Raw genomic sequence first — 24,989 nt, forward strand, 5'->3', positions numbered from 1 at the left:
CCGGTCAGTGGTAGCCCGGCAACACGCTCGGGTCCCCCGAGCGGTAGATGTACTCGACGGCGATGCCGGTCAGCGGCGAGTCGGCGTCGGTGGCGTAGGCCTTCGCGAGGTCCAGATACTGCTCGGTGACGTCGACGACGCGGTTGTAGGCCGCCCGGTCGTCCGGCGCGAGGACGTACTCGGCGGTCACCGGCGTCAACTGCCCCTCGGCGCGGTCGTCGGCGTAGTCGTCCACGTCGTCGAGCCACACCTGCGCGCCGATGATGGCCAGTACGATGGCCTTCGCGAAGTCGTCGTCGACGTCGATGCCGGCCAGCCGGTAGAGGTCCAGCATGCCGTCGTAGATGACGCCGACGCGGGCGTACTGGGTCTTGCTGTAGGGGAGGTCCTTCTCGGCGTCGGTGAGCGTCGCCGGTTCCTCCTCGTAGTCGGCGAACTTGTACTCCTCGCGGATGGCCTCACGTGCGTCCTCGTTGCCGTCTTCGGCCGCTTCCAGCAGTGCCCGGAAGTGCTCGTCCCGGTCCTGATGGGCCTCGGAGTAGTCGACGGCCCACTGGTAGGCATCGGCGACGATGGACGGCATCTCGTCTAAGAGGCCGTCGAGGTGGGACTGGAGTGCCGCCTGTGCCGTCTCGGCGACCCGTCGGGGGTCGACGTCCACGTCCGTCTCGAAGTCCTCGAACTCGTCGTCGTTGATGGCATCACGCATGTCGCCGTCGACCAGCGCCTCGATAGAGAGCCGGGTCATCTGCTCGGCCCGGACGACCATCTCGCGGGGCGAGAGGTCCGGCGTGTCGCCGCTCAGCGCCGCGCTCTCGACGGGCGGAACGCCAGTCGCTATCTCCTCGGTGACGGGGTCGCCGTCGGCTGCCCGTCTTGCCTCGCGGTAGACGTAGCCAAGCGTCAACTGCGCGGGCAGGATGAGTTTGGTGTCGTACTTAAAGGACACTGGCTGACCGAACTCCGCTTCGAGCGCGGTCTCGACGCGGTCGTAGACGTCGGCCATCATCCGCTCGGTTCGGTCGTCGATTTCGGACTTGAGTGCGAGGCTAGCGTAGTCGAACACGCCCGAGTCGGCGTAGTACCCCAGCACCGACCGAACGGCGGTCGGTAACCTCGGCCTATCGGCGAGTACGCCAGCACCTGTCTTGAGAACCATGTATCGTCTCCCGCGTCTGGCAACTGGTGTGGTTGGTGGCTCCTTTACCCTTTCGAGAGGCGGCGCTTGCTTCGGGTCGGAAGTGGATAAAGCAAGACTGATTACGCACACGAGTAACCCACAATCATGCGCGACCGCTTTGACGTGGTGATAGCCGGGGCCGGGCCCGCTGGCGGGCAGTGTGCTCGCGACCTGGCCGAGCGGAACTACGACGTGCTGGTACTCGAGACCGAGCAGGAATCGGAGTTCCCGCGTCAGAGCAACAAGTCCACCGCCGGAACCTTCCCCTCCGCGATGACCTCTTTTGCCATCCCGGACGAGGTGGTCATGCAGTACACGGACGAGGTGGTCCTCGAATCCCCGAACGACCACTACGTCCGAACCCAGACCGGGGCCGTCCTGGAGTTCGCCGACTTCAAACGCTTCCTCGTCCGTGACAGCCGTAAGAAGGGAGCGACCTACCGCTTTGACTCGCGGGTGTCGGCCCCCATCATGGAGGACGGCGAAGTCGTCGGCGTCCGCTACGACGGCGACGAAGAGGTCTATGCCGACATCGTCATCGACGCGACCGGACCGGCGGCGCCGCTGGCGAAGAAACTCGGCGTCTGTGACCTCAAGCGCGACCATCAGGCCATCGGCATCGAGTACGAGTTCGAGAACGTGGACCTGAACCACGACGGCTACGCCGACCTGCGGGACGCGATGATGCTCCGACTGGACCACGACCTCGCGCCCGGCGGCTACTCGTGGATTTTTCACACCGGCGAGGACACCGCCAAGGTCGGCCTCTGTTACATCCAGAACGCGTCTCACCACGAGTACGCCAAAGACGGCATGGGCATCGACGACTATCTCGACTACTGGCTCGATACGGACCCGCGATTCGAGGACGCCGAGAAGATCGAGGGCACGCAGGCCCACCGCGGGTCCGCCCACATCCAGCCGCCGAAGTCGCTCAGCACGGACAACTTCATGGCTATCGGTGACACCGTCCCGACTATCGACCCGCTGTGGGGCGAAGGCATCCACAAGGGCATGAAGTCCGCCCGGGCCGCCGCTGCAACCGTCGACGCGGCGCTGACACCCGAGACGCCGGACACCTCCGCCGAGTCGCTGTCGGTCTACGACCAACTGTGGCACAGTCAGGTCGCCCCGAAGCAATCCTCGCGCCTGATGATGACCGAACTGCTGTATCTCGCGCCGAACGAGCGATACGACCAGTTGATGGCCGACCTCCGGCGGACCGACGACGATACGCTCACGCAGATAAACAACGGCGACCGTCGGGCCATCGCGAAGCTCACGCACCTCTCTGACGTCCCGCTGTTGGCCAGATACGCCCGCCGGCGCCTGACGAGCTGATGGCAGGCGAATCCGGTGCGGCAACTTTTTCTCCGGCCGGTCGAACCCTCTGACAATGAGCGACAGCGCGCTCGGTGTCGTCGGAGACGAGGCCGTCGCCGACCGCCTCCGCGACGTCGGCGTCTCCGTCGTGACGGGGTCGCCGGCGGACCCGCCGAGTACCGACCGGGTCGTCGCCGTCGGCCAGACGGCCGTGAGTGGGGTCGGGACGAGCGGCCACGACCCGCTGTTGCTCCCCGTCGCCGCCGGGCGCGGCGTCAGATCGGTGACACGGGACGCCGTTCTCGCGGCCGTCCGAGCCATGGACGACGCCCAGGTAGAGCGACATCCCGTCGTGTCGGTCACGACCGCCGGCGACACGGTCGGGAAGGCGGTGTGGGACGTGACTGCCGTCACCGCAGACGCCGCCCGGATCTCCGAGTACGCAGTAGCGACGCCGACGGATTCAGTCGGCCAGTTCCGCGCTGACGGCGTCACTATCGCGACGCCCGCCGGGTCGCCGGAGTACGCCCGCCGGGTCGGCGGTCCGGTGCTGGGACCGGAGGGAGCGGTCGGCGTCACTGCGCCAATCGCGCCATTCGCGACGAACCCCGACCACTGGGTACTCCCGCTGGACGACCTCACCGTCTCTGTCGAACGCGACGAGGCGACCGTTGCGCTGTACGTCGACGGTGTCGACGAGGGTACCGTCGCCTGCGGACAGACGATCTCCATCTCGCGGACCGGGACGATGCGGGTCGCCGTCGTCACCGAGAGCCGGTCCCGCTTCGCCTGATTCCTGCTGAGATTGGAAAGACACTAATGGCCCTCGGACAGAGGATTGCGTATGCAGCCATCCGTCACCCTCTTCGGGCCACTGGACACCATCATGGGGACCACCGGTCCCGGTGGCGTGCTCCTCGTCGAGTACGTCCTCCTCGCGCTGGTGGTCGCCAACTTCGGGACGCGTATGCTGGCACACAGACGCTACACCGCTCAGTACGATGACGGTGGGGCCGAGGCCATCAGTCGGCATCCGGTCCACGTCGTGAGCAACGTTCTGTTGGTCGTCACGTCGTTCTACTACCTGACTCTCGCTCACCACGGCGGGATGGTCCTGTCGGTGCTCGTCCTCGGCGTGGTCATTACCGACTTCTTCGAGTTCGAGTCCCGCAAGGTCGAAGCGCGCCGTGACCTCACCCTCGAACGACCGAAGGGCGCACTGGTCGCCGCGATGGTGGCCTTCCTCTATGCCGGTTACCAGAGCCTCTTCTGGGTCATCAAGGGCCCCTGGTCCGCCATCGTCTGACGGGCCGACAGCGTTCTCCGCGCTTTCCTCGCTCGCCAGCGGTCGCGCTACGTATCGTCAGACGGCACCGACGCTGCCGGACGACTCGCCACAGCAGCCGACTGTAGCCGCTGCTACTCGACGTGTCGACAACGGGGAGAAGTATCGCCTCAGGCCGAACGCTCGCTGAAGTAGTTGCGGGCCCCCTCGAACAGCGGGATGAGGACCCAGAAGGTGAGACAGCCGAGGACGGCGAACCAGAAGAACACGTCCATCATGGCGATGGCCATGTTGTCGAACACCGTCCGCGTCTCCGCCGGGGGCAGTTCGCCGATGAGTTGCGCGCCCTCAAAACTCGGTGTTCGGTACCAGCCCGCGATGGTCATCCAGCCGAGTCCGCCGACCATCAGCGCGGCGAACCCTTTGATGAACTCGTCAGCCATTATCGGACAGTTCGTCAGCGTCGTCTTTAGACTTTCCCATCTCTTCGGTGCGAAATCGCGTCGAGAAGGCATAGACCACGGTGCCCAATAGGATGAGGCCGATGCCGGCGATAGCCACCGGGACGTCTATCTCCGAGGCGGGTGCCGACGCTCGGTTGGTCGCGACGTCGACTAGGATGAACCCACCGACGACGCTGAAAACCGCGATGAGCGTCGAGAACACCGTGACGGTCTTGTAGACGCGAAGCGGGACCACGACCTCCCGGGACCGCCCGGCGTCCTCCGTGGTCTCGGCCTCTGTCGTCGGCACGCCCGACTGGTCCTCGGTCATCACGATAGCTAGGGACGCGAGGTACTTTACTGCGGCGAGACGGGGCAAGTCGGTCGGCGATGGAGACGGCGACCGCTCTCGAAGCGCAGTCACGTCGGGACGAAGGCGGGAGAAAACGGCGACGAGTTACTTCGGCGGTCGGAGCCGGTAGTACCGGCGGTTGAGGTCGAACATGTAGCCCTCGCGCATCGTCTTCAGCACCGCGTAGGTGATGGTGGCGCTGACGATGGGGACGAGGAACGTCAGGTCGAACAGCAGGTGCGAGTCCATCGGGATGAGGTTCTTGATGGACAGCGCGGCGATGGTCAGACTGAAGATGACGCCGGACATCCCGACGGCGGCCCAGAAGGGCTGCTCGACCGGTCGTCGCGCCGACCCCTTGTTGATGAAGGGCACGATGGCGACGAAGCCGACGACGACCACGTTGGCCAGTACGCCGTACGTTCGGTCGGCCATCAGCTTCTGTCCGCCCAGTATCGAGAGGTCGGGGTTCAGCGGCCCGAGCTTGAGCAGGCCAAAGGACCAGTAGAGGTACCAGTCCGGCAGGATGATGGCCGGCGTCACCGCGGAGTTCGCCGGGTTCGGCATCTCTGGCGGGAGCGTCGCCGCGAGAAACAGGATCATCCCGACGAAGAAGCTCGTCAGAGCGAGGTTCCGAATCATCTCGTGGGGCCACGCCGGGAACGCGAGGACGTCGCGTTCGACGTAGTCAGACTGCTGGCGCAGGTCCTGATCCTCACGACGGGCCCGCTCGAAGTACTCGTAGGTGAGTCGTGAGAGGCCCTGTGACCGCTGTTTGCGCTCGGACCACGTCGGCGTCTCGTCGTCAGGCGCGACGATACCGCCGCCCGAGCCGTCTGTGCGAACCTCGTCGTCTGTGTCGTTGGTGCTCATTGTATCAGTGTGGTTCCGCGATGCCCTGCATCCAGACGATGCCGATGTGGACGGCGATCAGTGCCGTCGTGATGAACGGGAGGAAGAACACGTGCAGGATGTACATCCGCTGTAGCGTGGCCTGCGAGAGGGTGAACCCTCCGAACATCAGCTGTGCGACCCACTCGCCGATGAGTGGGATGGACAGTGACATCTCGACGCCGATCTGGCCGGCCCAGAACGATAGCTGGCTCCACGGGAGCAGGTAGCCCGTGTACCCGAACACCAGCGTCAGCGAGATGAGGATGATGCCGATGAGCCAGTTGAGCTCACGGGGCTCCTTGTACGCGCCCGTGAAGTACACACGGAGCATGTGGAGGAACACCGCCGCGACCATGACCTGCGCGGCCCAGCGGTGGACCGAGCGCAGGAAGTACCCGAGGTTCAACTGGCCCATGATGAGCATCACCGAGTCGTAGGCCACGGTCGGCGACCCGTCGGCGGCCGCTGCGGCCGGGGCGTAGTAGAACCCGAGCAACGCGCCGGAGATGGCAGCCACAACGTACGCGATGGTGGAGAACGACCCGAGCGCGTACAGTGGGTACCAGTACCAGAACTTGTTGTCGAGGTTGTACTGTTCAGTGTGGCTCTTCGGCATCTGCATGTTGACCTTGTAGTACAGGTCCTCGAGAATCTCGAGGTAGTCAACGACGCGCAGGCGCTTATCGAGCCAGATGAGCGTGGTCAGGTATATCGATTCGAGTGGTGACAGCTCGCGCGATTCCATCCAGCCTTTGTGGTCGTGTTCGTCTTTGCGTTCTAAGCTCATGGGTTAGCCCTCCTGTGGCGGGCGTGGAAGCGCCACGAACTGTTTCTGGACCGGGCTGAACGGGTTGTACACCGACTGGTGGCACTGGCAGTAGATTCTGTCTTCGGCGCCGAAGTTCGCACTCCCTTCCTGTGTCTTGAAACCGGGGACACAGCAGAAGTGCGTACACTTGTTGAGCCAGGCGATGAACCCGTCCTGTGTGGCCTCCGAGATGAAGCTCTGGACGTTGTTCGGGAGGTCACCGTACTTGCCCTCACCGTTTGCCATCTTCTCGACTTCGACGGACCGGATCAGCTGTACCGGGACGCCGCCGCCATCGCCGTCGCGCCAGTTGGCGCTCGCCGGTTTCCCGAGGCCGGTCTTCCCGATGCCGTTGCCCCACTCCTGATAGTCCTCGAACATGTCGACGGTGAGCGGAGCGCCCTGTTCGATTTCGCCCTGCCAGGTGAACGAACCGGGACTGTTGAGGAAGGCGTTGTTTCGATCGGCTTGCGGGTAGATACCCGAAGAACTCTGGATACCACAGTACTGGAACCAAGCCGAGGAGTAGTCGATGCCGCTACCGCCGAAGTCCCGAGCGATGGCGACGCCGGCTTCGGAGTCGAACTCGGGCCAGAGGCCCTTCAGTTCGCCGCCGTCTATCTGGATGGGGATGATGGGCATCCCGCGCGGTGCCGGCCCGTCGGTGTTCTCCACACCGACGAACGTCGTCGTCCCGCCACCTTCGCCGGCGGCGTCCGTCGTCGCGTCGACGGCGGCGGCCCCACCGACACCGACGCTGGTGAGGGCCGCGCTGCCGACGACGCCCTTCACGAAACGACGCCGACCCGTCTCGGCTGGATACTTGTCTTCGTCTAGTGGCATATTACTTCTTGTAGTAGGGGTAGACTGCGCGTTTGATTGTCTCGACTAGCTGCTCTTCGTCTGCGAGCGTCTCGCCCTCGACGTCTTCCTGTCGGATGTAGAGGTCTTCCCACTTGCGACGGCGCTTCTTGACGATCATCACGTCTGGGAGGAACTCCTTGCGGTACAGGAGCATGATGAACGCCAGGTCGAGGAAGATAGCGGTCAGAACGCCACCGAGGAACATGTTGGCCTCGATGAGGCGAACGGTCAACGACGTCCCGATACCGGACGCCCAGCCAGTGAGCATCCCGTAGGTGAACAACCCGACGAGTACGATCTGGATGACCGTCAGGAGGACGATGCCGACCGCCGCTGCGGTACTCTCGCGTGGCGGTTCGTACCGATGGATGTCGCCGTAGGTGGAGCCTTCGGATGCCATCAGTTGTTCCCTCCGCTGGTGTGCGGCGATTCACCGTACTTCAACTGGAAGAAGGTGAATATGAGCGGGATGATGACCGCCAGCCCGGCGCCGAAGCCGACGTAGTGGGGCTGAATCGGCACCCCCGCCTCGTGGGGGTTGACCTCCTTGGGTCCGCCGCCACCGATGGTCTGTGTGGGGTAGTCCTCCCCGACGACGATGGCTCCTTTCATCTGCAGCCCCTCGTGTGGGGCGCAGTAGTACGGGTAGATACCGTCGTTCTCGAACGTGTGTTCGTAGTTGACGCCGGCGGACGCGACTGTCGATCCGGAGTCCAGCGGGCCGTCACCGTCGGACTTGACGTTGTGGCCGCCGCCCTCGCCGGTCCACTCGAACTGGACGGTCGCGCCGTTGTCGACGTGAATCGCGGGCGGGCCGAACCCGTAGGCCCCGCCGTTCGCGTTGACACCGACCTCGACGGTGGCAGTGTCCTGTCCAGTCGCGTCGACAGTGCTCGCGGGGCCGGAGAAGTTCCCGACCTGATCGAGATAGCCGCCGTAGTCCGGTGCTGTCTGGCCGCCGTCACCGCCGCCCTCTTCCTGGGCAGCGGCTGTGCCGGCGGCGCCGAGGGTGGCCGCAGCGCCTGCGGCACCCCCTGCAGTCCGGACGAACTCCCGCCTGTTCATGTACGTCCCGAAGTCAGGACTGTGTTTGTATAAACCCACCGGATACCGCCCGCAGGCACCGTCACGCCGCGGCTTCGTCCGTCTCGTCGTTCTCCGAGTTCTCCCCTCCGTTCTTGGGGGCTAGCTCGGGAACGAAGTCGGGTCGCTCCCCGTCTTCGAGGCCGACCGCTCTGAGTCGGTCGCGGTACTCCTCGGCCCGGAACTTATCAGAGAGCCGAGCGTTCGCGACGGTGAAAAAGAGGACCAGCGCGATGCCGACGAACGCCAGTCCGGCGACGAACAGAGCGACGATGTTTGCCCCCGGGCCGCCGACGACGCCCGCGACGGCGAGGACGCCACCGGCGAGGAGGCCGAGGCCGGCAAGCAACTGGGCGCCGGCGATGACCTGCAACATCCGGTTGCCGAGTTCGCCGCCGCCCTCCGGGACCGCGTCGGGGTCCGGAAGCGGATTGTCCGGCACCGACTCGGGCACGTCGTAGGAGTCCATCGAGCAGAGCGCGACGGTCGGCTTGACGTCCCGCAACACCGTCCCCTCGCCCTCGACGCTCCCGTCCGGATAGACGATGGCGTACCCTTCGTCGGAGTACGCGAGCACTCGCGGCGGGGTCTGGTGGCGCTCGATGCGCGCGAACACGTCGCGGGTCGAGACGCGGTTCCGGAGGTCCCGGGTCACTCGGTCGAGTAGTTCGTCGCCGGTTATCCACGAGTCCTCGTCGAAGGCGACGTCCCACTCCTCGGCGGTCATCTCGGCCATGTCGGCCGGACCGAAGTCGTCGAAGTCGTACTTCTCTTCGACCTGTTTGCGGAGCGCCTCGGTGTCCATCTCGTCCGTCTCCCGCCCCTCGCTCGCCGCCTGTGCGGGCCGCGACCGGTCGGCGTCGCTGTCCGCGTCAGCGTCCGCCTCGGGCGACGTCGAGTCGGAGTCTGCCATTGGCGAGGGTAGGGTTTCCTCCGACTTACGCCTTCTGACCTTCCGTATCCGGCACGTTTTAGCGCGTCCTGTCCTAACGCCGCGATATGGTGTCGGACGGCGTCGTGGCCTCTGTCGTACTCGTGTCGGTGAGCCTGAGCTTCCCCTGTTTCGTCTACGGCGCGTACTACATCATCGAGACGGAACCGGTCACGTGGGACGTCCTGTTGCACCACCTGAAGTTCGTCGTCACCGGACTCGTCCTGACGACGGTACCGATGCTGGTCTGGATGGCTCCACGGTTGCCCGAGCAACTGGGGGGGCTGTCCGCGGTCCACGCCTACCTCGGCTTGCAGGCCTACGCCCTCCTGTTGTTCGGCGGCACCGGTATCGTCCGTATCTTCCGGGCCAAACGGGAACACGACCTGTACAACGACTACGACGAGGACCTGTTGCTGGACGAAATCGGCGGCGACCAGATGAGCCACTGGCGCTCACGCCTCCGGATCGGCGTGTTCGGGTACGTCATCTTCTGGATGCTGGCGTACGTCGTCGGCGTCTCCCGGTACGTCCTGCGTTACGTCGTGTGAGATGGAGCGCTCGCCACCTCTTTTTGACGCCGCCGACCGTCGACACCGTATGGCCGGCGAGTCGGTGGACGTAGCGACCGTCGACACCGCGACGCTGTCGCAGGTCGCCGTTGGCACGGTGGCACTGTACACGCTCGTCAAAGATGTCGTCTACATCGCTGGACGACTCGTGATGTTTCTGTACGGAGCGCTCCCACAGCCCCAGATTCGCCGGTCGGACTCGCAGAAACGACGGTAGGTTGACAACAACGCCAGCCGAACTGTTAGGTGACGGCCCATGTACGACCGAATCCTCTTTCCGACGGACGGGAGCCCGGGTGCCGAAGCGGCGATGAACCAGACTATCGACCTCGCGTCGCTGTGCGGGGCGACGGTCCACGTGCTCTACGTGGCGGACAGCGAGAACGAAGTCTCGCACATGGTGATGCGCGACGACGACACCGGCTTCTCCGGGATGGTCAAACCCGACGAGATCGAGCGCGAGTCGGGGATGACCGAGACGGGAAGCGGCAGGATGGACGAGCTAGAGGCGGCAGGGACGAAACTCGTCGCTGCGGCGGCCGACGTGTTCGCGGACCACGACGTCGAGACGGTCACGTCTGTCCGTCGTGGTAACCCGTATCGGGCTATCATCGACTACGCCGAGGACGCCGATGTCGATCTCGTCGTCATGCCGACCCACGGCCGACGCGGTATCGACCGGTTCCTGCTGGGTAGCGTCACCGAGAAGGTCGTCCGGAGCGCCGACGTCCCGGTCCTGACCGTCCGTCTGCAAGAGGGGTCCGAAGACTCGTAATCCCCGGCCCCGAGAGCGCTAGTTCCACGCCTCGCCAGAGGCGAGGTCGACGTCGCTGTCGCCCTTCTCCGAGGGGCAGATGTCGGCCAGCACGCACTCATCACACTCGGCAGACCGAGCGCCACACACCGCTCGCCCGTGGTCGATGAGCAGGTGGGTGAACTGCTGCCACTCCGACTCGGGCACCACGTCGAGTAAGTCCTGCTCGATGGCTTCGGGCCGCTCTTTTTCGGTCAGACCGAGACGGCGCGAAAGCCGCTGGACGTGCGTGTCGACGACGATGCCCTCGACGACGTCGTGGCCGTGTTGCAAGACGACGTTGGCCGTCTTGCGGCCGACGCCCGGCAGGTCGGTCAGCGCCGTCATCGTGTCGGGGACCTCGCCGTCGTGTTCGGCGACGATCGTCTCGCCGATGCCTTTCAGGTAGCCGCCCTTGTTGTTGTGGAACGTGATGCCGTAGATGTCGTCGGCCAGTTCGTCCTCGCTTGCCGCGGCGTAGTCCTCCGGGGTCCGGTACTTCTCGAAGAGGTCTTCCGTGACCTCGTTCACTCGCTCGTCGGTACACTGTGCCGAGAGGACGACGGCGACGAGCAGTTCCAACCGGTTCGAGTAATTCAGCGAGATAGTCGAGTCGGGGTACTCCTCGTGGAGTCGCTCGACGACTTCCTCGGCCTGTGCCTCGCGACTCGCCAGCGGTGTTCCCATGGTACCACGACGGGACGGCCCACTCTTTGGGCTATCGTTCGCGGCAGGCTGGTGTGTCGCTCCGTGTCACCGCAGCGAAACGTTGTTGCCCGATACCACCGATGTGGGGCGTATGCCCGGCCCAGCCTTCCTCCACGGCGAGGACGTGACGCTGCACGTCGTCGAAGACGCTGACGTCGACTTCCTCTGTGAGACTATCAACGACCCAGCGGTCCGCGCGGGACTCGCCTTCGCCCGCCCGAAGACCGCACAGGCAGAGCGCGAGTGGGTCGACTCCGTCGCCGGCCCCGACGCCGACGACGTACACCTCCTGATCTGCGCCGACGGCGACCCGGTCGGCACTGTCGGCCTCGACGGCGTCGACGAACGGGCCGGCATCGGCGAACTCGGGTACTACGTCGCTGCCGACGCGTGGGGAAACGGCTACGCCACCGACGCGGCACGGACCCTCGCCGACTACGCCTTCACCGAACTGCGTCTGCACCGGATACAGGCGAAGGCCTTCGCCGGTAACGCGGCCTCGAAGCGGGTCCTCGAAAAGGTCGGGTTCGAGCGAGAGGGCGTGCTTCGGGACCACTGGTACCGCGATGGCACCCACGAGGACGTCCACGTCTACGGTCTCCTCGAATCGGAGTGGCGGGACTAGAGCGACGCGACGGCTTCGTGCACCGGACCGATGTCCGGCGGCGCGTCCGACGGCCGCTCCGGGTCGTCGGCCCACGCGAACTGGACTCGACAGGTCGCGTCGACGAGGAACGCCGACCGGCGCGTGCTGCCGTCGGGTCGCTGGACGCCGAACTGGGCGTCGACGCCCGAGTGGTCCACCAGCAACGGGAACGGGAGGTCGAGGTCCGCGGCGAACGCCCGATGGTCGTCCAGCGTGCCGGGCGCGACGCCGAAGACGGCGATAGCGTCGGTCAGCGACCCCCAGTCGGTGTCACGGAGGGCTTCGAGGTACTCGGTACAGGCCGGCGCGAAGTCCTCGGTGTAGAACGCGACGACCACGGGGACCTGCTCGCTCGCGGCGGAGAGGCGGTACGAACCGACACCGGCACCGGCAGTGCCGTCGAGGTCGAAGTCCGGTGCCGGGTCACCTGCGTCGAGCATATCGGCCGGACGCGCGGCGGCGAAAAAAGTCTACGGGCGGGTGGTGTTCGGTCGGCGGACAGCGGTCGCTCGTCGCCGTCGCGATAACGGAGGAGAATCAGGGCCGGTAGTCGGGCCGCACGGTTCTCAGTCGGCCATCGTCTCGGCGCCTTTCGCCGTGTCGGCCTCCTCGACCGGAGTCGCTAGCTTGTAGGCCGCGTACAGGCCCAGCACGACCAGTCCGGCGATGACCAGCCCGGTCCGGATGGTCGGGTCGACCATCGGCGTCGCCACGATTTCGCCCGCGTCGTTCGTCACTGGGGCCGCCCCGTAGGGCGGGCCGGCGAGTATCTCCACGATGCCCAGTCCGACGATGCCCAGCAGCATCAGTCCGCCGCTCAGTGCCATTGCCGCCTTGTCGATTATGTCAGTCATGGTTTTGTCACCTCGTTAGCCGAGTATGTAGCGGAGTTTGGGATGGCGCTCTACGAACGCCAGTTTCTCGACGACGGCGTCGAGGCCGTAGTACCGGCCGGCGCCGACGACCATCATCGTGGCGAACAGCAGCAGGCCCATCAGGTCGCCGTTGACGAGGCCGTGCCCGAAGCCCGCGTTGCCGACCCAGAACAGGACCATGAAGATGACCCCGCCGAAGGCCGCCAGTCGGGTCAGGGCGCCGACCATCAGGGCCAGCCCGATGAGCGTCTCGAACAGCGGGACGCCCGGCGCGATGAGCCACGCGAGGTTGTTGCCCATCCAGACCGGGATGGGACCCAGCGCGGTGCCGGTCATCTGCTGCATGTAGGCCGGCCCGTAGCTGAAGGCCAGACCGTCCTCGATGAGTTTGGTCACGCCGGCGTGGAAGAACCACCATCCGGTGACCACTCGCAGGAACGCCAGCCAGTACGCCGTCAACGGCCCGTCCAGTGCGAGTTCGAACTCGTCGGCCAGGGGGTTGGTTGCTTGATAGGACATCGTTACCTCACATATAGACGTCCGCATGCTATACTGATATAATCAGAAGTGCGTTCCCACCGACTGAAAACGGTTCTGAGCGGCTGAGAATGGTGAATTGCGGATGGTCGGTGACACGGCCCCGTTCGGTTACGGGTTTTTATGTCGAACGTGGATGGGACTGCTCGACACCCCACCGTGAGGTTCAACACACCGACTCGACTACCCACCATCGAGATGGTACTGGAGTTGGAGGGTTCGTACACGACGGCGCGTGTGATGGTCGAGGACGAGTCGCTGGTCGAGGCCGGCTGTCGCGACCAGATCCAGCGTCTCGTCGACCACCCGGCGTTCACCGAACCGGTTCGCGTGATGCCCGACACCCACTGGGGCGCCGGTGCGCCCATCGGCTTTACGATGCCGCTGGGTGACCGCATCGTCCCCAACATCGTCGGCGTCGACGTGGGGTGTGGGATGGCGGCGACGAACATCGGCCCGGACCTGCCGCTGTCTGACGCCGAGCGAGAGCGCCGCGTCCGCGAGGGTGTCCCGATGGGACGAGACGTCCACGACTACGACGACGCCCCGCACCTCGTCGACGAATTCCCGTTCGAGCGTGCCAACCGCGTGTTCGAGCAGTTCGACGACGCCTTCGCCGAGCGGTTCGGCGAGCGCGTCGACCCCATCGAGTTCGACTTCGACGGCTACGACGGCGAGTACTTCGAGTCGCTGTGTGACCGCGTCCTCGCGGACCAGCGACAGGGGATGGGACACGTCATCCAGAGCGCTGGGACGCTCGGCGGCGGGAACCACTTCGTGGAGTTCGCACGCGCACGCGAGAGCGGTGACTACTGGGTGGTCGTCCACAGTGGCTCGCGCTATCTGGGGAAGTCTGTCGCCGAGTACTGGCAGTCGAAAGCCACGGACCGCCGCGCCATCGGCGCTATCCGCGAGCGGATTCCCGAGCGATACACCGACTTCCTGAAGTTCGACCCCCAGACGGTGAGCGACCCGGACCTCTACGAGTGGGTCACGGGCGGGAAGGGCGAGTCCCACATCCGAAAGGACCGACTCCGCCGGGAACTCGACGGACGCGACATCGAGGACGCCTTCGACGCACTGGGGTCACTCGGCCCGCACGTGGGTGGGGACGACGAGGACCGCGACAGTGACCTCGATTGGTTGGAGGGGCGGGAGGCCCACGGCTACTACGTCGACATGCTGTTCGCCCAGCAGTACGCCCGCTGGAACCGCGAGTTGATGAGCGACGCCATCTGTGAGTCGCTGGGCGTCGACCCGGTCGACCGGTTCCAGAGCATTCACAACTACGTCGACTTCCGCGACCTGACCATCCGGAAGGGTGCGACCCCGGCCCGCGAGGGCCAGCGACTCGTCGTCCCGTTCAACATGGCCGAGGGGTCCGTCCTCGCCCGCGGGAAGGGCAACGACGCGTACCACCAGACGGCCCCGCACGGCGCGGGGCGGGTGATGAGTCGGAGCGAGGCCCACGACGTGGTCGATATGGACGACTTCGCCGACGCGATGGCCGACGTCTACTCCGAGTCCGTCGTCGAGAGCGTCCGCGACGAGGCACCGATGGCCTACAAGGACGCCCGGCGAATCGTCGACGCCCTCGAACCGACCGCGGCGGTCGTGGAGTGGTTAGACGCCGTCCACAATCTGAAAGCAACGTCCTGACAGTCCTGTTAGCCAGCCGAAAACTACTATGCTGTCTCGACTCGTGCACTCGCATATGACCATCCTCGTGGCCGTCGCCAACGACGCGGTGTCCGAGGAGGTCCTCGACACCGCCGTCAAACTCGGTGAGGCGTTCGATGCGGAACTGTACGTCGTTCACCTGCTGGACGACCAACTCGCCGACGCGGAGGCCAAACAGGTGCGAGACATGCTCCGAAATCGTCTCGCAGACGAGACAGTGGTCGCGACGGTGGCGCTGGAACACGTCGGCCGGTCGAACGCTCGTGAGGGGACCCGTATCGGACAGGAACTGCTGGAAGTCGCGGCAGACGTCGACATCACCCACATCGTCATGGGCCACGAACCGAAGGGGCTCAGAGGGCGACTCGCGTCCGGCGACGCCGCCTTCTCCGTCGTCGACGCGGCGTCGGTGCCGGTCACTATCGTCCCGAATACGGACGCGTGACTCACGCTCCCGCCGACGAGATACGGGACCTACTCTGACGTCGGTCGTCGCTCTCGCATCGACTCGGAGAGTTTATCGAGACCGAGTGTCGCCAGAAAGAACGCGACGCCGAGATACAGGAGCGTCTGCGGTTCTGCGGCGAACCGACTGAGGAGGCTGTTCCCGTACCCGATGAGCGTCGTGAGAAAGCCCAGTAGCGACGTCGTCCATCCGAGTCCGGTGACCCCCGCGAGTTGGTCGAGGGTGTCCGCGTTCGGCAGTGGCAGGTTCGGCAGGTCCATGCTGTGGTAGGTTACGCCTTCCGTCATAGGCGTTCCTCTTGTGGGAACTTACCGGAAACCGGCAGCAGGCAAGCCGATAGTATCCGGCCGCAACTGGGGCCCACTAGAGGCCCAACTCGCGACCGAGGACCAGTCGCTGAATCTCGCTGGTCCCTTCGCCTATCTCCATCAGTTTGGCGTCGCGGTAGAACCGCTGTGGTGCGAAGTCGGTGGTGTAGCCGTACCCGCCCAGCACTTGCACGGCGTCTTCGGCGACTTCCCGACAGATTTCGCTCGCGTCGAGTTTCGCGAGCGACGAGATGCGCGTCGTGTCTTCGCCCTCGTCGTACATCGTCGCGGCCTTGTGCGTCAGCAGTCGCGCGCGCTCTATCTTGCGGTCCATCTCGACTATCTTGTCCCGCACGGCGTCGAACTTCGAGATGGGCTGGCCGAACTGCTCGCGTTCGGTGGCGTAGGACTTCGCGGCCTCGAACGCGCCCTGTGCCAGCCCCACCGAGAGCGCGGCGATGGAGATGCGGCCCCCGTTGAGCGTCTCGAGCGTCTGGTCCCAGCCGTCGCCTGCCTCGCCGAGCAGGCGGTCCTCGGGTATCCGACAGTCGTCGAACAGCAGTTCGCAGGTGGGCGAGGCGTTCAGCCCCATCTTCTCCCACTCCGTCGTGACCTCCCAGCCGTCGTCCTCGGGGCCGACGACGAACGTCGAGATGCCGTCGTAGCCGGCGTTGGGGTCGGTGACAGCTTTGACGAGGATGGACCCGGCGACGGAGGCGTTCGTGATGAACTGCTTGGTGCCGTTCAGCACCCATTCGTCGCCGTCCCTCTCCGCCGTCGTGTCCATGTCGCTGGCGTCGCTGCCGCTCCCGGGTTCGGTCAGCGCCCACGACCCGAGGTGGTCGCCGGTCGCCAGCGGTTCGAGCCAGCGCTCCTTCTGGGCGTCGGTGCCGAACAGTTCGATGGGCTTCGACCCCAGCGAGACGTGGGCGGCGTAGGAGAGGCCGATAGAGCCGGAGACTCGGCCCAGTTCCTCACAGACCAGCGCGTACATCAACTGATCGCCGCCGAGTCCGCCCCACTCCTCGCCGATGGGGACGCCCATCACGTCTAACTGGGCGAGTTCGTCGAACACCTCGGCGGGGAATCGGTGTTCGTCCTCGATGTCCTGGGCGATGGGCGCTATCTCCTCGTCACAGAACTCCCGTACCGAGTCTCGAATCATCCGATGTTCCGCTGGGAGGGTGAAGTCCATGCCACCGGGTACGTATCCTGCCATCAAATACCATGGGGGGCACAAACCCTATCTGCCCGCCCCGCTTCCGTCCTGACGATGGCGTTTCGACGACTCCTCCGGGGAACGGTCCCGTGGGGCCAACTGGAGGGCGTCGCCCGTGCGGTGCTGGAGCGGTACGACGAACCGTCGGGTCGCGTGGTGTTTCTGGACGCCGACAACTGGCTCTCGACGCCCTTTGTCGTCTCCGACCGCTGGTTCGTGAAGGTCATCACCGAGCAGAACTCGCTGGTCCACGCGCTCCTGACGACCGGCCGGAACCTCGGTGCGTTCTCCTCGGGCACCGAGGGTTTCTTCGAACACTTCGGGACGCCGGCCCAGATGGCCGACCACGAACTCGACGCGACCGAGCGGATGCGCAAACTGGGTGTGAACGCCCCCGAACCCATCGAAGCCTTCGAGTACGAGGGGATGGGCGTCCTCGTCTTCGAGTACCTTCGGGACTTCCAGACGCTCGACGAGTTGTCGACCGAGACTATCGACCACCACGCGGAGACGGTGTTCGACTACCTCCACCGGATGCACGAGGCCGGCCTCGCTCACGGTGACTTCCGGTGTGAGAACGTCCTCGTCGCCGACGACGCGGTGTACTTCATCGACGCGACCAGCGTCCGCGAGGACGCTATCGACGACGCGAGAGCGTACGACCTCGCCTGCGCGCTGGGTGCGCTGGAACCGCTGACCGGCGCTCGCCGGGTCGTCCACGCGGCAGCACAATACTACTCGGCCGACGAACTGCTCGGCGCCGAGGAGTTCCTCGACTTCGTGAACCTCCGCCCGGACCACGACTTCGACGCGGCCGCCATCCGCGGCGCCGTCGAACAGCGGGCTAACTGACCTGCTTTTGGGACCGGGCTGTGACGCCGATGCCCGCGAGTACGACGACACCGCCGACGAGCGTCCACGGGCCGGGTATCTCGGCGAGCACCAACAGCGCCAGCAGCGCGCTTCCGACGGATTCGCCCAGCAGCGAGACGCTCACGAGACTCGACTCGACGTGACCTAGCGCCCAGTTCAACACGGTGTGACCGAACAGGCCCGGCCCGACGGCCATCAGGAAGAACAGGAGCCACTCACGGGGCGGGTACGCAAAGACCGGGTGGCCGCTGCCGACGACGAAGACGAGCAAGCAGACGGCGGCGACGGCGTAGACGACGGTGACGTACGGGAGCAAGGGGAACCGCTGGCGGAGCGACCGCCCTGCGAGCACGTAGGCGGCGGCCATCACCCCGCCGACGAGTGCCAGCGCGTTCCCGTACAGCGGGTTCACGCCGACGCCACCCCCGCCGAGCAGTTCGCCGAGTGACATCACGACGATGCCGGCGACGGCCAGCAGGATACCGGCCGTCGTCCCCCGCGTGACGCGTTCGTCAAGCAGCGCCCACGCCCCGAGTGCCACGAACAGCGGTTGGGACTGCACGAGCGTCACGGAGGCCGCCACGCTCGTCCACGCGAGGCTCTCGAACCACGTCGCGAAGTGGACCGCGAGCGCCACGCCAGTCGCCGCGGCGGCGACCACGTCACGCGGCGCAAGCCGGTCGAACGCGCCGGGGTCGTGTACCACCGCCAGCGGCGCGACTATGAGCGTCGTCATGACGACCCGATGGAGCGCCGCGACGCTGGCGGGGGCGTCGCTCGCTCGGACCAGAATCGCGCTGGTACTGACCGCGAGGACGGCGACGACGAGGGCGATTCGGGGATCTATCTCCGGGTCGCTCACTCGGCGTCGTCCGGGGTGTCGAAGTCGTGGAAGTGCTCGCCCTCCTCCTTCGAGAGGATGTCCAGTGCGGCGGCGCCGCCGTCTCCCGCCGAGATGATGGCCTGCCACTCTTGGTCGCGGACCATCGCGCCGGTGGCGTAGGCGCCGTCGACGCTCGTCTCCATCGAGACGGTCACGTCTACCACGTCGCCGTCGAACGTACAGCCCAGTTCCTCCGCCAGCGACCGGTCGGTGCCCGTCGCGAGGACGAGATACGTCGCCTCTGTCTCGCCGTCCTCGGTGGTGGCGATGAATCCGCCGTCGGACTGCTGGACGCCCGTCACCTCGCCGTCGCGTCGGTCGACACCGAACCCTTCGACCTGTTCGCGGGCGTCTTCGAGGAACGCCTCTCCGTCCTTCGACTCGATACCGAGGTAGTTGAACAGGTGTGCACTGTGAAGCCACGTCTCGTCGGTGTCGTAGACCACCGTGTCGAGACCGTTCTTGGCAGTGAACAGTGCGGCGCTCAGGCCGGCGGGGCCGCCGCCGACGACCAGTACGTCCGTCATGTGTGTCAGTGGGTCACAGTGGTGGATAAATGTACGCCCGCCGGTGGCCGGTACGCGACCGTGCCGGAGCGACGCTACAAACGCCGCTTGACCCATCTGAAGGCTTATTCCCCGATTCGTCCAGTATACAGACATGAACCGACGACGATACCTCGCCGGCATCGGCGGCGGGCTAGCGGCGCTGGTCGGTGCCACCGCGGTCGCGGACGCGACCAGAGCGGACATCGCCGCGGACGGGACCCTCCACCGGCCTAGCGGTGCCCCGGTCGAGACGACGAAGACTGTCGACGCCGACGCCGTCACGTACCTCCCTGAACGCGACGCCGTCCGCGAGGACGGCGGGACCGAACCCTTCGGTGAATGGGTCCGCTGGACGGCGTTCGAACACGCCGCCGAGACAGTCGTTCCGACCGTCGAGGACCGTCTCGACGAACCGGACGCCGGTCTCGGTCGGGGGGTACGCAGCCTCGTGTTCGGACTCGTCGTCACCGTCGACTACGGTATCACGCGGAATCGTGACGGTGAGGTCGTGAGCGAACCGACCGTTCCGCTCGACCGGGTGCTGTCGGTCGCCCCCCGGACGGTGACTGTGACAGTCGAACTCGACGGCCGGTCGGCGGTTCGCGAGGTCCCGGTCGCCGTCGAGGAGACGGAGACGCAGTATCTGGACGGTTAGGCTTCGAGCAACGCCCGAGTCTCCCGGTGTCGGTACCGGAACATCGGTTCCATCCCGAAAAAGCCCAGCGGCCCCGCTACACGTCCGAGCGGTCCGCCGGGGAGTTCGTACTCCACCCGGTCGTGGACGATGGTCGCGTCGTCGCCGTCAGCCCGGAACCGGTGGGTGTGCTCCCACTCGGGGAACGGTCCCTCGGTCATCACGTCGCGGAACATCGCTTCGTCCTCGCCCTCATCGCGGGCGACGATTTCGGAGACCCAGCGCTGGCGCGGCGCGACGCCGAACGGCTTGACCGAGGAGACGACGACCGACCCCGGTTCCAGTACCTCGGGGTCTGGTTCCCCGTCCGGACCGCGCGTCTCCTCGACCCTGAGGTGCATCCAGTCCGGAGTGAGGGCCACGAGGCCGTCGGCCGTCGAGTGGAACTCCCAGACTTCCGACAGCGGCGCCGACACGCGGACCTCTCGCTCGAAGACGGGCATACCGGGGTTTGGGGCGACACGGGGAAAACTGCGGCGGTGCCAGACACTACGTCGAGAGGCGGCCGATCAGGGCCAGATGCCGCCTTCTTCGGCCGCGTTGACGACCCGCTCGATGGCGACGACGTACATCGCCGTTCGGAAGTTCGGCGCGTCGGTGCGCTCGTAAGTATCGACGAGGTCGCCAAACGCCGTCGTGATGATCCGCTCCAGTTCGTCGTTGACGCGGCTCTCGTCCCAGTAGAACCGCTGGCGGTTCTGGACCCACTCGAAGTACGACACCGTCACGCCGCCAGCGTTGGCGAGGATGTCGGGAAAGACGGCCACGTCACGCTCCGAGAGGACGTCGTCGGCCCGGGGCGTCAGCGGGCCGTTGGCTGCTTCGACGATTATGTCGGCCTGTACGTCGTTGGCGACCGTCTCGCCGATTGCGTTCTCCAGTGCCGCCGGAATCAGCAGGTCGACGTCCATCGTCAGGAGGGCTTCGTTGCTCAGTTCCTCGGTCGCCCCCTCGAACCCGGCGAGGGATCCGGTCTCGGTCTTGTGGTCTTTCGCTGCGCGGGCGTCGAACCCGTCGGGATTGTAGACGGCCCCAGAGGAGTCAGAGACGGCGACGATGTTCGCACCCAGATCGTCGATGAGTTTCGCGGCGACGGACCCGGCGTTGCCGTACCCTTGCACGGCGACGGTGGCGTTTTCGACGTCCTTGCCGAGGTACTCGAACGCTTCGCGGGTCGTCAGCATCACCGAGCGACCCGTGGCCTCGACCCGGCCAGCGCTCCCGCCGGACTCGGGCGCCTTCCCGGTGATGACGCCGGGTTCGGTCGTGTTCTCTAACGTCTCGTAGGTGTCCTTTATCCAGTTCATCTCCCGCTGGCCGGTGTTGACGTCGGGCGCGGGGATGTCCTTGTTCTCGCCGATGATGGGCCGGAGTTCCTTCGCGAACGACCGCGTGATGCGTTCGACTTCGCTGTCGGAGTACTCGCGCGGATCGAACTTGATGCCGCCTTTCCCGCCGCCGTAGGGGATGTTGACGGCGGCGCACTTGTACACCATCCACCCGGAGAGGGCTTTCACTTCGTCGCGGGACACCTGCGGGTGATACCGAATCCCGCCTTTGTACGGGCCGCGGTCGCCGTTGAACTGCGAGCGGAAGGCCCTGAACACCTCGACCGAACCGTCGTCCATCTCGACGGAGAGGCTCGTTTCGAGGACGCGTTCGGGGTGTTTCAGGCGTTCGAGAACGTCCGTGGAGTACTCGAGATAGGCGGCGGCGTCGTCGATCTGCTCTTGTAAGCTCTCGAACGGGTTCACCTCGTCAGACATACGTACTCCGTCGAAGAGTGGCGACAAAAGGGTGCCGCCGGCCATGGTCGGCGCCCGCCTTCGTGGGAACCGGACTACTGTGACCGGTCGACGCCCGTTCGTTCGAGGACGCGCTCGGCCTGTCGAATCTGCGGGGCGTCTATCATCTCGCCGTCGACGACGAAGACGCCCCCGTCGGCTTCGTCGCGGGCGCGTAGAATCCGCTCGGCCCACTCGACCCTGTCGTCGTCGGGCGTGAACACGTCGTTGACGACCGTCGCCTGCGCGGGGTGGATGGCGAGTTTCCCGTCGTACCCCAACTGGAGCGCCCGGCGGGTGTCCCGACGGAGGCCCGCGTCGTCGGTGAAGTTGGGAAAGTGCGTGTCGATGGGCGTCACGCCGGCCGCCCGTGCCGCGAGGACGACGTGTTGGCGTGCGTGGGCGACTTCGCTGCGGTCCTCGCTCCCCGTCGCACCGATATCCCCGGCGAGGTCCTCGGCCCCGAACACCAGCGCGTCCGTCGCCTCGACGGCCGCGATAGCCTCGGCGTGGAGGATTCCCGCCGCGGATTCGACGAGGGCGAGTATCGGGCAGTCGACGTCGGCCTCCTCGAGGAGGTCGGCCAGCAACTCGACGTCCGCTGCGTTCCGAGTCTTCGGGAGCATCACGCTGTCCGGTGTTGGCCCGGCGAGGACGACGGCGAGGTCGTCGGCCGCCCCCGCGCCGACGGGGTTGACCCGGACACAGACCTCGCAGTCGGCCGGCAGTACCTCGGCGAGTGCGTCCCGCACGGTCTCGCGGGCGGCGGCTTTAGCGTCGGGGACGACGGCGTCTTCGAGGTCGAAGACGACCACGTCGGCGTCGCTACGCGGTGCTTTCCGTAGCTTCTCGGGTTCGTCACCGGGGGAGAACAGGACGCTTCTGCGGGGCATACTCTCTCGTTTGGCTCCCCGGCCCGTAAGTGTCGGCGCTGGTGGTGGTGCCCGACGCGACCCTCTCACTTCGGTCGCCGCTCCGACCACCCGGAGATTGTCCCGGTGGAGGCGGCCTGAAACACCACCAGTACCGCGACCCCGAGCACGATGCCGGTTCCAAGCGCTGTGACGACCGACGCCGGGACGGCGATGGTCTGTACAGTCACCCAGACGACGACGGCGAAGACGGCGATACCGACGGCCACGGCGCGGCGCCCGAGTCTGGGCGCTCGCTGTCGAAGTCGCCGTCCGACCGACGACTGCGCCACCGGCCCGGCGACAGCGACGGTCACGGCGAAGGCTCCCCCGAGGGCCGCCCACGAGACAGCATCGGTCTCGTAGATAGTGAGGGCCGTCGACACGGACGCGAGGGCGGTCACGATGACTTGGTCCCACGTCGGCGGAGCCTCGGGGAGCCATCCAGCGGCAATCGAGCGGAGGGACACCCTCGAAAATTCCGGCCCAGTGACTAAGAAAGTAGGCCATCGTTCATCGCCCCCACAGTCTAAGGGACCGGCGGGCGTCGGCCACCGCATGAGCGGCCTGTACTACGAGGAGTTCACCGAAGGCGAGACCATCGACCACGCGAAGCGACGGACGATAAGCGAGAGCGACAACCAGCGCTTTTGCGACCTGACGATGAACCAGCAACCGCTCCACTTAGACGCCGAGTTCGCCGCCGAGACGCAGTTCGGTGAGCGCCTCGTCAACGGCCTCTACACGATGTCGCTGGCCGTGGGCCTAACGATTCCCGACACGACGGACGGCACCATCGTCGCAAATCTCTCGTACGACGACGTGGAGCATCCCTCGCCGGTGTTCCACGGCGACACAATCCGCGCCGAGACGACGGTGACGGACAAGCGACTGACCAGCGACGAGGAACGTGGCGTCGTCACCATGCGGGTCGACGTGTACAAGCAGGACGACACGCTGGTGTGTTCCTTCGAGCGAACGGCCCTCGTCCAGCGCGCCGAGGACTGACGATGACCGTGCCCGACCGCGGGCGACTTGCCACGTTCGGCCTCACGCTCGTAGGTCTGGCGGCGGCCCTCGTCGCCGTCTCGCTGAGCACCGGCGTCCGGATGGTCGCGCTGGCACCGGTGTACATGTTCACACCGATGGTCGCCGGCCTCCTCGCCACGCTCACGTCCGGCCTCGCCCCGGGGACCGTCGGACTGCGCGTCGGTCGCCGCCGGTGGCTGGCCGTCGCGGCGCTGCTGGCGCTGCCCCTCGTCGGACTGACGCTGGCGCTCTCGGTAGCCGTCCCGGGCATCGCCTTCGATCCGAGCGCCGACGCGCTTCCCGGTATCGCACTACCCGGTGGCGTCGCGGGCGTCCTCGTTACCTTCGGCCTCGTCCTCGCGCTGGGTACCACCGTCAACGCCGTGTTCGCCTTCGGCGAGGAGTTCGGCTGGCGGGGCTATCTCCTGTGGGAACTCGCACCGCTGGGGTTCTGGAAGGCGTCGGGCGTCATCGGCGCGCTCTGGGGGCTCTGGCACGCCCCTATCATCCTCGACGGTTACAACTTCCCCTCGTTTCCGGTCCTCGGCGTCGGCGTGATGGTCGTGGCCTGCGTGGCGTTCTCGCCGCTGTACACCTACGTCGTTCTCCGTGCCGAATCTGTGCTGGCCGCGGCGCTGTTCCACGGCGTGTTCAACGGCTCCGCCGGACTCGTGGTCGTCTACGCCGTCACAGAACGACCCGTGTTGAACGAACTCGTCGCCAGTCCGGTCGGCCTCGCGGGTGCGCTGGCGTTCGGGTTGGCGACGGCGGTGGTCGGGGTCCGCGGGACGCCCGAGTTGACTCGGGGAGCACTCGGGAACGGGTGAGCCAGTCCGAGCGGTTTTCTCTCCGGCGGTCCTCGAATCGAGTATGGCCGCCGCACGCGCTTCCGCACTCGCAGAGAGGCTGGACCCGGACGCCGTCGCCCGCATCGGTCTCGGCGCGATGTTGGTGCTCGCTGGCGTCCACAAACTCCTCGCGCCGGACGTATGGGCGGCGTACGTGGTGGACTGGCTGGCTCCGTTGCTCCTCGTCACTCCGGTTCAGTTCATGCTGGTCAACGGCGTCCTCGAAATCGGGTTCGGCGCGGTGTTGGTCGCCGACCGCTACACGCTGGCCGCGGCGGCGGTGGCGGCCGTCTCGCTGGCCGCGACGACCGCATACCTTGCTATCGTCGGCGTCACGGAGGGCGGCCTGTTCGTCGACGTGATGATACGCGACGTGGGCCTGACGGCGCTCGCGTCGGCGGTGCTGGTGCGGTCACTGGCGCCGTCTTCGTGAGGCGGCGATACGAGTCCCG

General features: G+C 66.1%; 35 protein-coding genes. 14 read left to right on the forward strand and 21 right to left on the reverse strand.

Annotated features, from left to right (window positions below; all coding sequences use genetic code 11):
* Positions 1–4: 4 nt before the first annotated feature.
* On the reverse strand, positions 5–1,159 hold the full coding sequence (locus G9465_RS08800; RefSeq protein ID WP_166969070.1) for a hypothetical protein: 1,155 nt from the start codon (positions 1,157–1,159) through the stop codon (positions 5–7).
* 126 nt (positions 1,160–1,285) lie between these two features.
* Here G9465_RS08800 and G9465_RS08805 point away from each other — a divergent pair, with 126 nt between their 5' ends.
* From G9465_RS08805 to G9465_RS08815, 3 genes are read left to right on the forward strand one after another with little or no spacing between them, the layout of a single operon-like run.
* Positions 1,286–2,521: a digeranylgeranylglycerophospholipid reductase gene (locus G9465_RS08805; RefSeq protein ID WP_166969072.1), complete on the forward strand. Its 1,236-nt coding sequence runs from the start codon at positions 1,286–1,288 to the stop codon at positions 2,519–2,521.
* Between the two features lie 55 nt (positions 2,522–2,576).
* Entirely contained in the window at positions 2,577–3,296 is a 720-nt protein-coding gene (locus G9465_RS08810; RefSeq protein ID WP_166969074.1) for an NAD(+)/NADH kinase, read from the forward strand.
* Between the two features lie 51 nt (positions 3,297–3,347).
* The gene (locus G9465_RS08815) at positions 3,348–3,809 is read left to right on the forward strand and encodes a hypothetical protein (protein ID WP_166969076.1); all 462 of its coding nucleotides are present in this window, start codon (positions 3,348–3,350) and stop codon (positions 3,807–3,809) included.
* Positions 3,810–3,958: 149 nt separating this feature from the next.
* Here the strand turns inward: G9465_RS08815 and G9465_RS08820 are convergent, their stop codons facing one another.
* The 8 genes from G9465_RS08820 to G9465_RS08855 all read right to left on the reverse strand — a co-directional run bounded on the left by G9465_RS08820 (position 3,959) and on the right by G9465_RS08855 (position 9,145).
* On the reverse strand, positions 3,959–4,231 hold the full coding sequence (locus G9465_RS08820; protein WP_166969078.1) for a hypothetical protein: 273 nt from the start codon (positions 4,229–4,231) through the stop codon (positions 3,959–3,961).
* The gene (locus tag G9465_RS08825; protein WP_227015764.1) at positions 4,224–4,562 is read right to left on the reverse strand and encodes a hypothetical protein; all 339 of its coding nucleotides are present in this window, start codon (positions 4,560–4,562) and stop codon (positions 4,224–4,226) included. The genes G9465_RS08820 and G9465_RS08825 overlap by 8 nt, the downstream gene beginning before the upstream one ends.
* A gap of 126 nt (positions 4,563–4,688) precedes the next feature.
* Positions 4,689–5,456: a cytochrome bc complex cytochrome b subunit gene (locus G9465_RS08830; RefSeq protein ID WP_166969080.1), complete on the reverse strand. Its 768-nt coding sequence runs from the start codon at positions 5,454–5,456 to the stop codon at positions 4,689–4,691.
* A 4-nt stretch (positions 5,457–5,460) separates the two neighbouring features.
* Positions 5,461–6,264 carry a cytochrome bc complex cytochrome b subunit gene (locus G9465_RS08835; RefSeq protein ID WP_166969081.1) on the reverse strand — a complete coding sequence of 268 codons (804 nt, stop codon included), beginning with the start codon at positions 6,262–6,264 and terminating at the stop codon, positions 5,461–5,463.
* 3 nt (positions 6,265–6,267) lie between these two features.
* The gene (locus G9465_RS08840) at positions 6,268–7,128 is read right to left on the reverse strand and encodes a ubiquinol-cytochrome c reductase iron-sulfur subunit (RefSeq protein WP_166969083.1); all 861 of its coding nucleotides are present in this window, start codon (positions 7,126–7,128) and stop codon (positions 6,268–6,270) included.
* Position 7,129: 1 nt separating this feature from the next.
* Complete coding sequence (locus tag G9465_RS08845; protein ID WP_166969085.1) at positions 7,130–7,549, reverse strand: hypothetical protein; 420 nt, start codon at positions 7,547–7,549, stop codon at positions 7,130–7,132.
* The gene (locus G9465_RS08850; protein WP_166969087.1) at positions 7,549–8,214 is read right to left on the reverse strand and encodes a halocyanin domain-containing protein; all 666 of its coding nucleotides are present in this window, start codon (positions 8,212–8,214) and stop codon (positions 7,549–7,551) included. The genes G9465_RS08845 and G9465_RS08850 overlap by 1 nt, the downstream gene beginning before the upstream one ends.
* Before the next feature lie 61 nt (positions 8,215–8,275).
* Positions 8,276–9,145 carry a hypothetical protein gene (locus G9465_RS08855; protein WP_166969089.1) on the reverse strand — a complete coding sequence of 290 codons (870 nt, stop codon included), beginning with the start codon at positions 9,143–9,145 and terminating at the stop codon, positions 8,276–8,278.
* Between the two features lie 86 nt (positions 9,146–9,231).
* On the opposite strand from G9465_RS08855, the gene G9465_RS08860 reads away from it, so the two are divergent.
* Genes G9465_RS08860 through G9465_RS08870 form a run of 3 tightly spaced genes read left to right on the forward strand, consistent with a single transcriptional unit; the run spans position 9,232 to position 10,510 of the window.
* The gene (locus G9465_RS08860; protein ID WP_166969091.1) at positions 9,232–9,714 is read left to right on the forward strand and encodes a hypothetical protein; all 483 of its coding nucleotides are present in this window, start codon (positions 9,232–9,234) and stop codon (positions 9,712–9,714) included.
* Positions 9,715–9,763: 49 nt separating this feature from the next.
* Positions 9,764–9,952 (forward strand): hypothetical protein, encoded by a 189-nt coding sequence (locus G9465_RS08865; RefSeq protein ID WP_166969093.1) that lies wholly within the window; start codon positions 9,764–9,766, stop codon positions 9,950–9,952.
* A gap of 39 nt (positions 9,953–9,991) precedes the next feature.
* On the forward strand, positions 9,992–10,510 hold the full coding sequence (locus G9465_RS08870) for a universal stress protein (RefSeq protein WP_166969095.1): 519 nt from the start codon (positions 9,992–9,994) through the stop codon (positions 10,508–10,510).
* Positions 10,511–10,528: 18 nt separating this feature from the next.
* Here the strand turns inward: G9465_RS08870 and nth are convergent, their stop codons facing one another.
* Entirely contained in the window at positions 10,529–11,215 is a 687-nt protein-coding gene (gene nth / locus G9465_RS08875; protein ID WP_166969097.1) for an endonuclease III, read from the reverse strand.
* Positions 11,216–11,327: 112 nt separating this feature from the next.
* Here nth and G9465_RS08880 point away from each other — a divergent pair, with 112 nt between their 5' ends.
* Complete coding sequence (locus tag G9465_RS08880; RefSeq protein WP_166969099.1) at positions 11,328–11,861, forward strand: GNAT family N-acetyltransferase; 534 nt, start codon at positions 11,328–11,330, stop codon at positions 11,859–11,861.
* On the opposite strand, the gene G9465_RS08885 is transcribed toward G9465_RS08880, so the two are convergent.
* The 3 genes from G9465_RS08885 to G9465_RS08895 all read right to left on the reverse strand — a co-directional run bounded on the left by G9465_RS08885 (position 11,858) and on the right by G9465_RS08895 (position 13,276).
* A complete protein-coding gene (locus tag G9465_RS08885) occupies positions 11,858–12,322 on the reverse strand; it encodes a redoxin domain-containing protein (RefSeq protein WP_166969101.1) in 465 nt (154 codons plus the stop codon). The genes G9465_RS08880 and G9465_RS08885 overlap by 4 nt on opposite strands.
* Positions 12,323–12,448: 126 nt before the next feature.
* Positions 12,449–12,736: a hypothetical protein gene (locus G9465_RS08890; protein WP_166969103.1), complete on the reverse strand. Its 288-nt coding sequence runs from the start codon at positions 12,734–12,736 to the stop codon at positions 12,449–12,451.
* Positions 12,737–12,751: 15 nt separating this feature from the next.
* Positions 12,752–13,276, reverse strand: a complete 525-nt coding sequence (locus G9465_RS08895; RefSeq protein ID WP_166969105.1) for a DoxX family protein — start codon at positions 13,274–13,276, stop codon at positions 12,752–12,754.
* A 216-nt stretch (positions 13,277–13,492) separates the two neighbouring features.
* Between G9465_RS08895 and G9465_RS08900 the strand changes: the two genes are divergently transcribed.
* Positions 13,493–14,953, forward strand: coding sequence for an RtcB family protein (locus tag G9465_RS08900; protein ID WP_166969107.1), 1,461 nt, complete (start codon positions 13,493–13,495; stop codon positions 14,951–14,953).
* A gap of 55 nt (positions 14,954–15,008) precedes the next feature.
* A complete protein-coding gene (locus G9465_RS08905) occupies positions 15,009–15,419 on the forward strand; it encodes a universal stress protein (RefSeq protein ID WP_166969109.1) in 411 nt (136 codons plus the stop codon).
* Positions 15,420–15,448: 29 nt separating this feature from the next.
* On the opposite strand, the gene G9465_RS08910 is transcribed toward G9465_RS08905, so the two are convergent.
* Together G9465_RS08910 and G9465_RS08915 are read right to left on the reverse strand one after the other, a co-directional pair.
* Positions 15,449–15,727, reverse strand: coding sequence for a hypothetical protein (locus G9465_RS08910; protein ID WP_227015765.1), 279 nt, complete (start codon positions 15,725–15,727; stop codon positions 15,449–15,451).
* Positions 15,728–15,803: 76 nt separating this feature from the next.
* The gene (locus G9465_RS08915; protein ID WP_166972985.1) at positions 15,804–16,943 is read right to left on the reverse strand and encodes an acyl-CoA dehydrogenase family protein; all 1,140 of its coding nucleotides are present in this window, start codon (positions 16,941–16,943) and stop codon (positions 15,804–15,806) included.
* Positions 16,944–17,021: 78 nt separating this feature from the next.
* Between G9465_RS08915 and G9465_RS08920 the strand changes: the two genes are divergently transcribed.
* The gene (locus G9465_RS08920; protein ID WP_166969111.1) at positions 17,022–17,819 is read left to right on the forward strand and encodes an RIO1 family regulatory kinase/ATPase; all 798 of its coding nucleotides are present in this window, start codon (positions 17,022–17,024) and stop codon (positions 17,817–17,819) included.
* Here the strand turns inward: G9465_RS08920 and G9465_RS08925 are convergent.
* Positions 17,812–18,702 (reverse strand): DMT family transporter, encoded by an 891-nt coding sequence (locus G9465_RS08925; protein ID WP_166969113.1) that lies wholly within the window; start codon positions 18,700–18,702, stop codon positions 17,812–17,814. The genes G9465_RS08920 and G9465_RS08925 overlap by 8 nt on opposite strands.
* Complete coding sequence (locus tag G9465_RS08930; RefSeq protein WP_166969115.1) at positions 18,699–19,250, reverse strand: NAD(P)/FAD-dependent oxidoreductase; 552 nt, start codon at positions 19,248–19,250, stop codon at positions 18,699–18,701. The genes G9465_RS08925 and G9465_RS08930 overlap by 4 nt, the downstream gene beginning before the upstream one ends.
* A gap of 133 nt (positions 19,251–19,383) precedes the next feature.
* Between G9465_RS08930 and G9465_RS08935 the strand changes: the two genes are divergently transcribed.
* Complete coding sequence (locus G9465_RS08935; protein ID WP_166969117.1) at positions 19,384–19,926, forward strand: hypothetical protein; 543 nt, start codon at positions 19,384–19,386, stop codon at positions 19,924–19,926.
* Here G9465_RS08935 and G9465_RS08940 read toward each other — a convergent pair.
* From G9465_RS08940 to G9465_RS08955, 4 genes are all read right to left on the reverse strand, one after another.
* Positions 19,923–20,408 (reverse strand): SRPBCC family protein, encoded by a 486-nt coding sequence (locus tag G9465_RS08940; RefSeq protein WP_166969119.1) that lies wholly within the window; start codon positions 20,406–20,408, stop codon positions 19,923–19,925. The genes G9465_RS08935 and G9465_RS08940 overlap by 4 nt on opposite strands.
* Positions 20,409–20,474: 66 nt before the next feature.
* Positions 20,475–21,731 (reverse strand): Glu/Leu/Phe/Val dehydrogenase, encoded by a 1,257-nt coding sequence (locus tag G9465_RS08945; RefSeq protein WP_166969121.1) that lies wholly within the window; start codon positions 21,729–21,731, stop codon positions 20,475–20,477.
* 74 nt (positions 21,732–21,805) lie between these two features.
* Entirely contained in the window at positions 21,806–22,642 is an 837-nt protein-coding gene (locus tag G9465_RS08950; RefSeq protein ID WP_166969123.1) for a CoA ester lyase, read from the reverse strand.
* Between the two features lie 65 nt (positions 22,643–22,707).
* Entirely contained in the window at positions 22,708–23,130 is a 423-nt protein-coding gene (locus G9465_RS08955; protein ID WP_166969125.1) for a hypothetical protein, read from the reverse strand.
* A gap of 88 nt (positions 23,131–23,218) precedes the next feature.
* On the opposite strand from G9465_RS08955, the gene G9465_RS08960 reads away from it, so the two are divergent.
* Genes G9465_RS08960 through G9465_RS08970 form a run of 3 tightly spaced genes read left to right on the forward strand, consistent with a single transcriptional unit; the run spans position 23,219 to position 24,970 of the window.
* Positions 23,219–23,668 (forward strand): MaoC family dehydratase, encoded by a 450-nt coding sequence (locus tag G9465_RS08960; RefSeq protein ID WP_166969127.1) that lies wholly within the window; start codon positions 23,219–23,221, stop codon positions 23,666–23,668.
* Between the two features lie 2 nt (positions 23,669–23,670).
* Positions 23,671–24,516 carry a CPBP family intramembrane glutamic endopeptidase gene (locus G9465_RS08965; protein ID WP_166969129.1) on the forward strand — a complete coding sequence of 282 codons (846 nt, stop codon included), beginning with the start codon at positions 23,671–23,673 and terminating at the stop codon, positions 24,514–24,516.
* Positions 24,517–24,559: 43 nt separating this feature from the next.
* On the forward strand, positions 24,560–24,970 hold the full coding sequence (locus G9465_RS08970) for a DoxX family membrane protein (RefSeq protein WP_166969131.1): 411 nt from the start codon (positions 24,560–24,562) through the stop codon (positions 24,968–24,970).
* The last annotated feature ends 19 nt before the right edge of the window (positions 24,971–24,989 follow it).

It is taken from the genome of Haloarcula sp. JP-L23 (assembly GCF_011602445.1).
GTDB classification, from domain to species: domain Archaea; phylum Halobacteriota; class Halobacteria; order Halobacteriales; family Haloarculaceae; genus Haloarcula; species Haloarcula pellucida.

Excerpts from the sequence above, each read along its gene's own strand:
- G9465_RS08800 (WP_166969070.1), bottom strand. The coding sequence starts at position 1,159 with ATGGTTCTCAAGACAGGTGCTGGCGTACTCGCCGATAGGCCGAGGTTA.
- G9465_RS08805 (WP_166969072.1), top strand. The coding sequence starts at position 1,286 with ATGCGCGACCGCTTTGACGTGGTGATAGCCGGGGCCGGGCCCGCTGGC.
- G9465_RS08810 (WP_166969074.1), top strand. The coding sequence starts at position 2,577 with ATGAGCGACAGCGCGCTCGGTGTCGTCGGAGACGAGGCCGTCGCCGAC.
- G9465_RS08815 (WP_166969076.1), top strand. The coding sequence starts at position 3,348 with ATGCAGCCATCCGTCACCCTCTTCGGGCCACTGGACACCATCATGGGG.
- G9465_RS08820 (WP_166969078.1), bottom strand. The coding sequence starts at position 4,231 with ATGGCTGACGAGTTCATCAAAGGGTTCGCCGCGCTGATGGTCGGCGGA.
- G9465_RS08825 (WP_227015764.1), bottom strand. The coding sequence starts at position 4,562 with ATGACCGAGGACCAGTCGGGCGTGCCGACGACAGAGGCCGAGACCACG.
- G9465_RS08830 (WP_166969080.1), bottom strand. The coding sequence starts at position 5,456 with ATGAGCACCAACGACACAGACGACGAGGTTCGCACAGACGGCTCGGGC.
- G9465_RS08835 (WP_166969081.1), bottom strand. The coding sequence starts at position 6,264 with ATGAGCTTAGAACGCAAAGACGAACACGACCACAAAGGCTGGATGGAA.
- G9465_RS08840 (WP_166969083.1), bottom strand. The coding sequence starts at position 7,128 with ATGCCACTAGACGAAGACAAGTATCCAGCCGAGACGGGTCGGCGTCGT.
- G9465_RS08845 (WP_166969085.1), bottom strand. The coding sequence starts at position 7,549 with ATGGCATCCGAAGGCTCCACCTACGGCGACATCCATCGGTACGAACCG.
- G9465_RS08850 (WP_166969087.1), bottom strand. The coding sequence starts at position 8,214 with ATGAACAGGCGGGAGTTCGTCCGGACTGCAGGGGGTGCCGCAGGCGCT.
- G9465_RS08855 (WP_166969089.1), bottom strand. The coding sequence starts at position 9,145 with ATGGCAGACTCCGACTCGACGTCGCCCGAGGCGGACGCTGACGCGGAC.
- G9465_RS08860 (WP_166969091.1), top strand. The coding sequence starts at position 9,232 with ATGGTGTCGGACGGCGTCGTGGCCTCTGTCGTACTCGTGTCGGTGAGC.
- G9465_RS08865 (WP_166969093.1), top strand. The coding sequence starts at position 9,764 with ATGGCCGGCGAGTCGGTGGACGTAGCGACCGTCGACACCGCGACGCTG.
- G9465_RS08870 (WP_166969095.1), top strand. The coding sequence starts at position 9,992 with ATGTACGACCGAATCCTCTTTCCGACGGACGGGAGCCCGGGTGCCGAA.
- nth (WP_166969097.1), bottom strand. The coding sequence starts at position 11,215 with ATGGGAACACCGCTGGCGAGTCGCGAGGCACAGGCCGAGGAAGTCGTC.
- G9465_RS08880 (WP_166969099.1), top strand. The coding sequence starts at position 11,328 with ATGCCCGGCCCAGCCTTCCTCCACGGCGAGGACGTGACGCTGCACGTC.
- G9465_RS08885 (WP_166969101.1), bottom strand. The coding sequence starts at position 12,322 with ATGCTCGACGCAGGTGACCCGGCACCGGACTTCGACCTCGACGGCACT.
- G9465_RS08890 (WP_166969103.1), bottom strand. The coding sequence starts at position 12,736 with ATGACTGACATAATCGACAAGGCGGCAATGGCACTGAGCGGCGGACTG.
- G9465_RS08895 (WP_166969105.1), bottom strand. The coding sequence starts at position 13,276 with ATGTCCTATCAAGCAACCAACCCCCTGGCCGACGAGTTCGAACTCGCA.
- G9465_RS08900 (WP_166969107.1), top strand. The coding sequence starts at position 13,493 with ATGGTACTGGAGTTGGAGGGTTCGTACACGACGGCGCGTGTGATGGTC.
- G9465_RS08905 (WP_166969109.1), top strand. The coding sequence starts at position 15,009 with ATGACCATCCTCGTGGCCGTCGCCAACGACGCGGTGTCCGAGGAGGTC.
- G9465_RS08910 (WP_227015765.1), bottom strand. The coding sequence starts at position 15,727 with ATGACGGAAGGCGTAACCTACCACAGCATGGACCTGCCGAACCTGCCA.
- G9465_RS08915 (WP_166972985.1), bottom strand. The coding sequence starts at position 16,943 with ATGGACTTCACCCTCCCAGCGGAACATCGGATGATTCGAGACTCGGTA.
- G9465_RS08920 (WP_166969111.1), top strand. The coding sequence starts at position 17,022 with ATGGCGTTTCGACGACTCCTCCGGGGAACGGTCCCGTGGGGCCAACTG.
- G9465_RS08930 (WP_166969115.1), bottom strand. The coding sequence starts at position 19,250 with ATGACGGACGTACTGGTCGTCGGCGGCGGCCCCGCCGGCCTGAGCGCC.
- G9465_RS08935 (WP_166969117.1), top strand. The coding sequence starts at position 19,384 with ATGAACCGACGACGATACCTCGCCGGCATCGGCGGCGGGCTAGCGGCG.
- G9465_RS08940 (WP_166969119.1), bottom strand. The coding sequence starts at position 20,408 with ATGCCCGTCTTCGAGCGAGAGGTCCGCGTGTCGGCGCCGCTGTCGGAA.
- G9465_RS08945 (WP_166969121.1), bottom strand. The coding sequence starts at position 21,731 with ATGTCTGACGAGGTGAACCCGTTCGAGAGCTTACAAGAGCAGATCGAC.
- G9465_RS08950 (WP_166969123.1), bottom strand. The coding sequence starts at position 22,642 with ATGCCCCGCAGAAGCGTCCTGTTCTCCCCCGGTGACGAACCCGAGAAG.
- G9465_RS08960 (WP_166969127.1), top strand. The coding sequence starts at position 23,219 with ATGAGCGGCCTGTACTACGAGGAGTTCACCGAAGGCGAGACCATCGAC.
- G9465_RS08965 (WP_166969129.1), top strand. The coding sequence starts at position 23,671 with ATGACCGTGCCCGACCGCGGGCGACTTGCCACGTTCGGCCTCACGCTC.
- G9465_RS08970 (WP_166969131.1), top strand. The coding sequence starts at position 24,560 with ATGGCCGCCGCACGCGCTTCCGCACTCGCAGAGAGGCTGGACCCGGAC.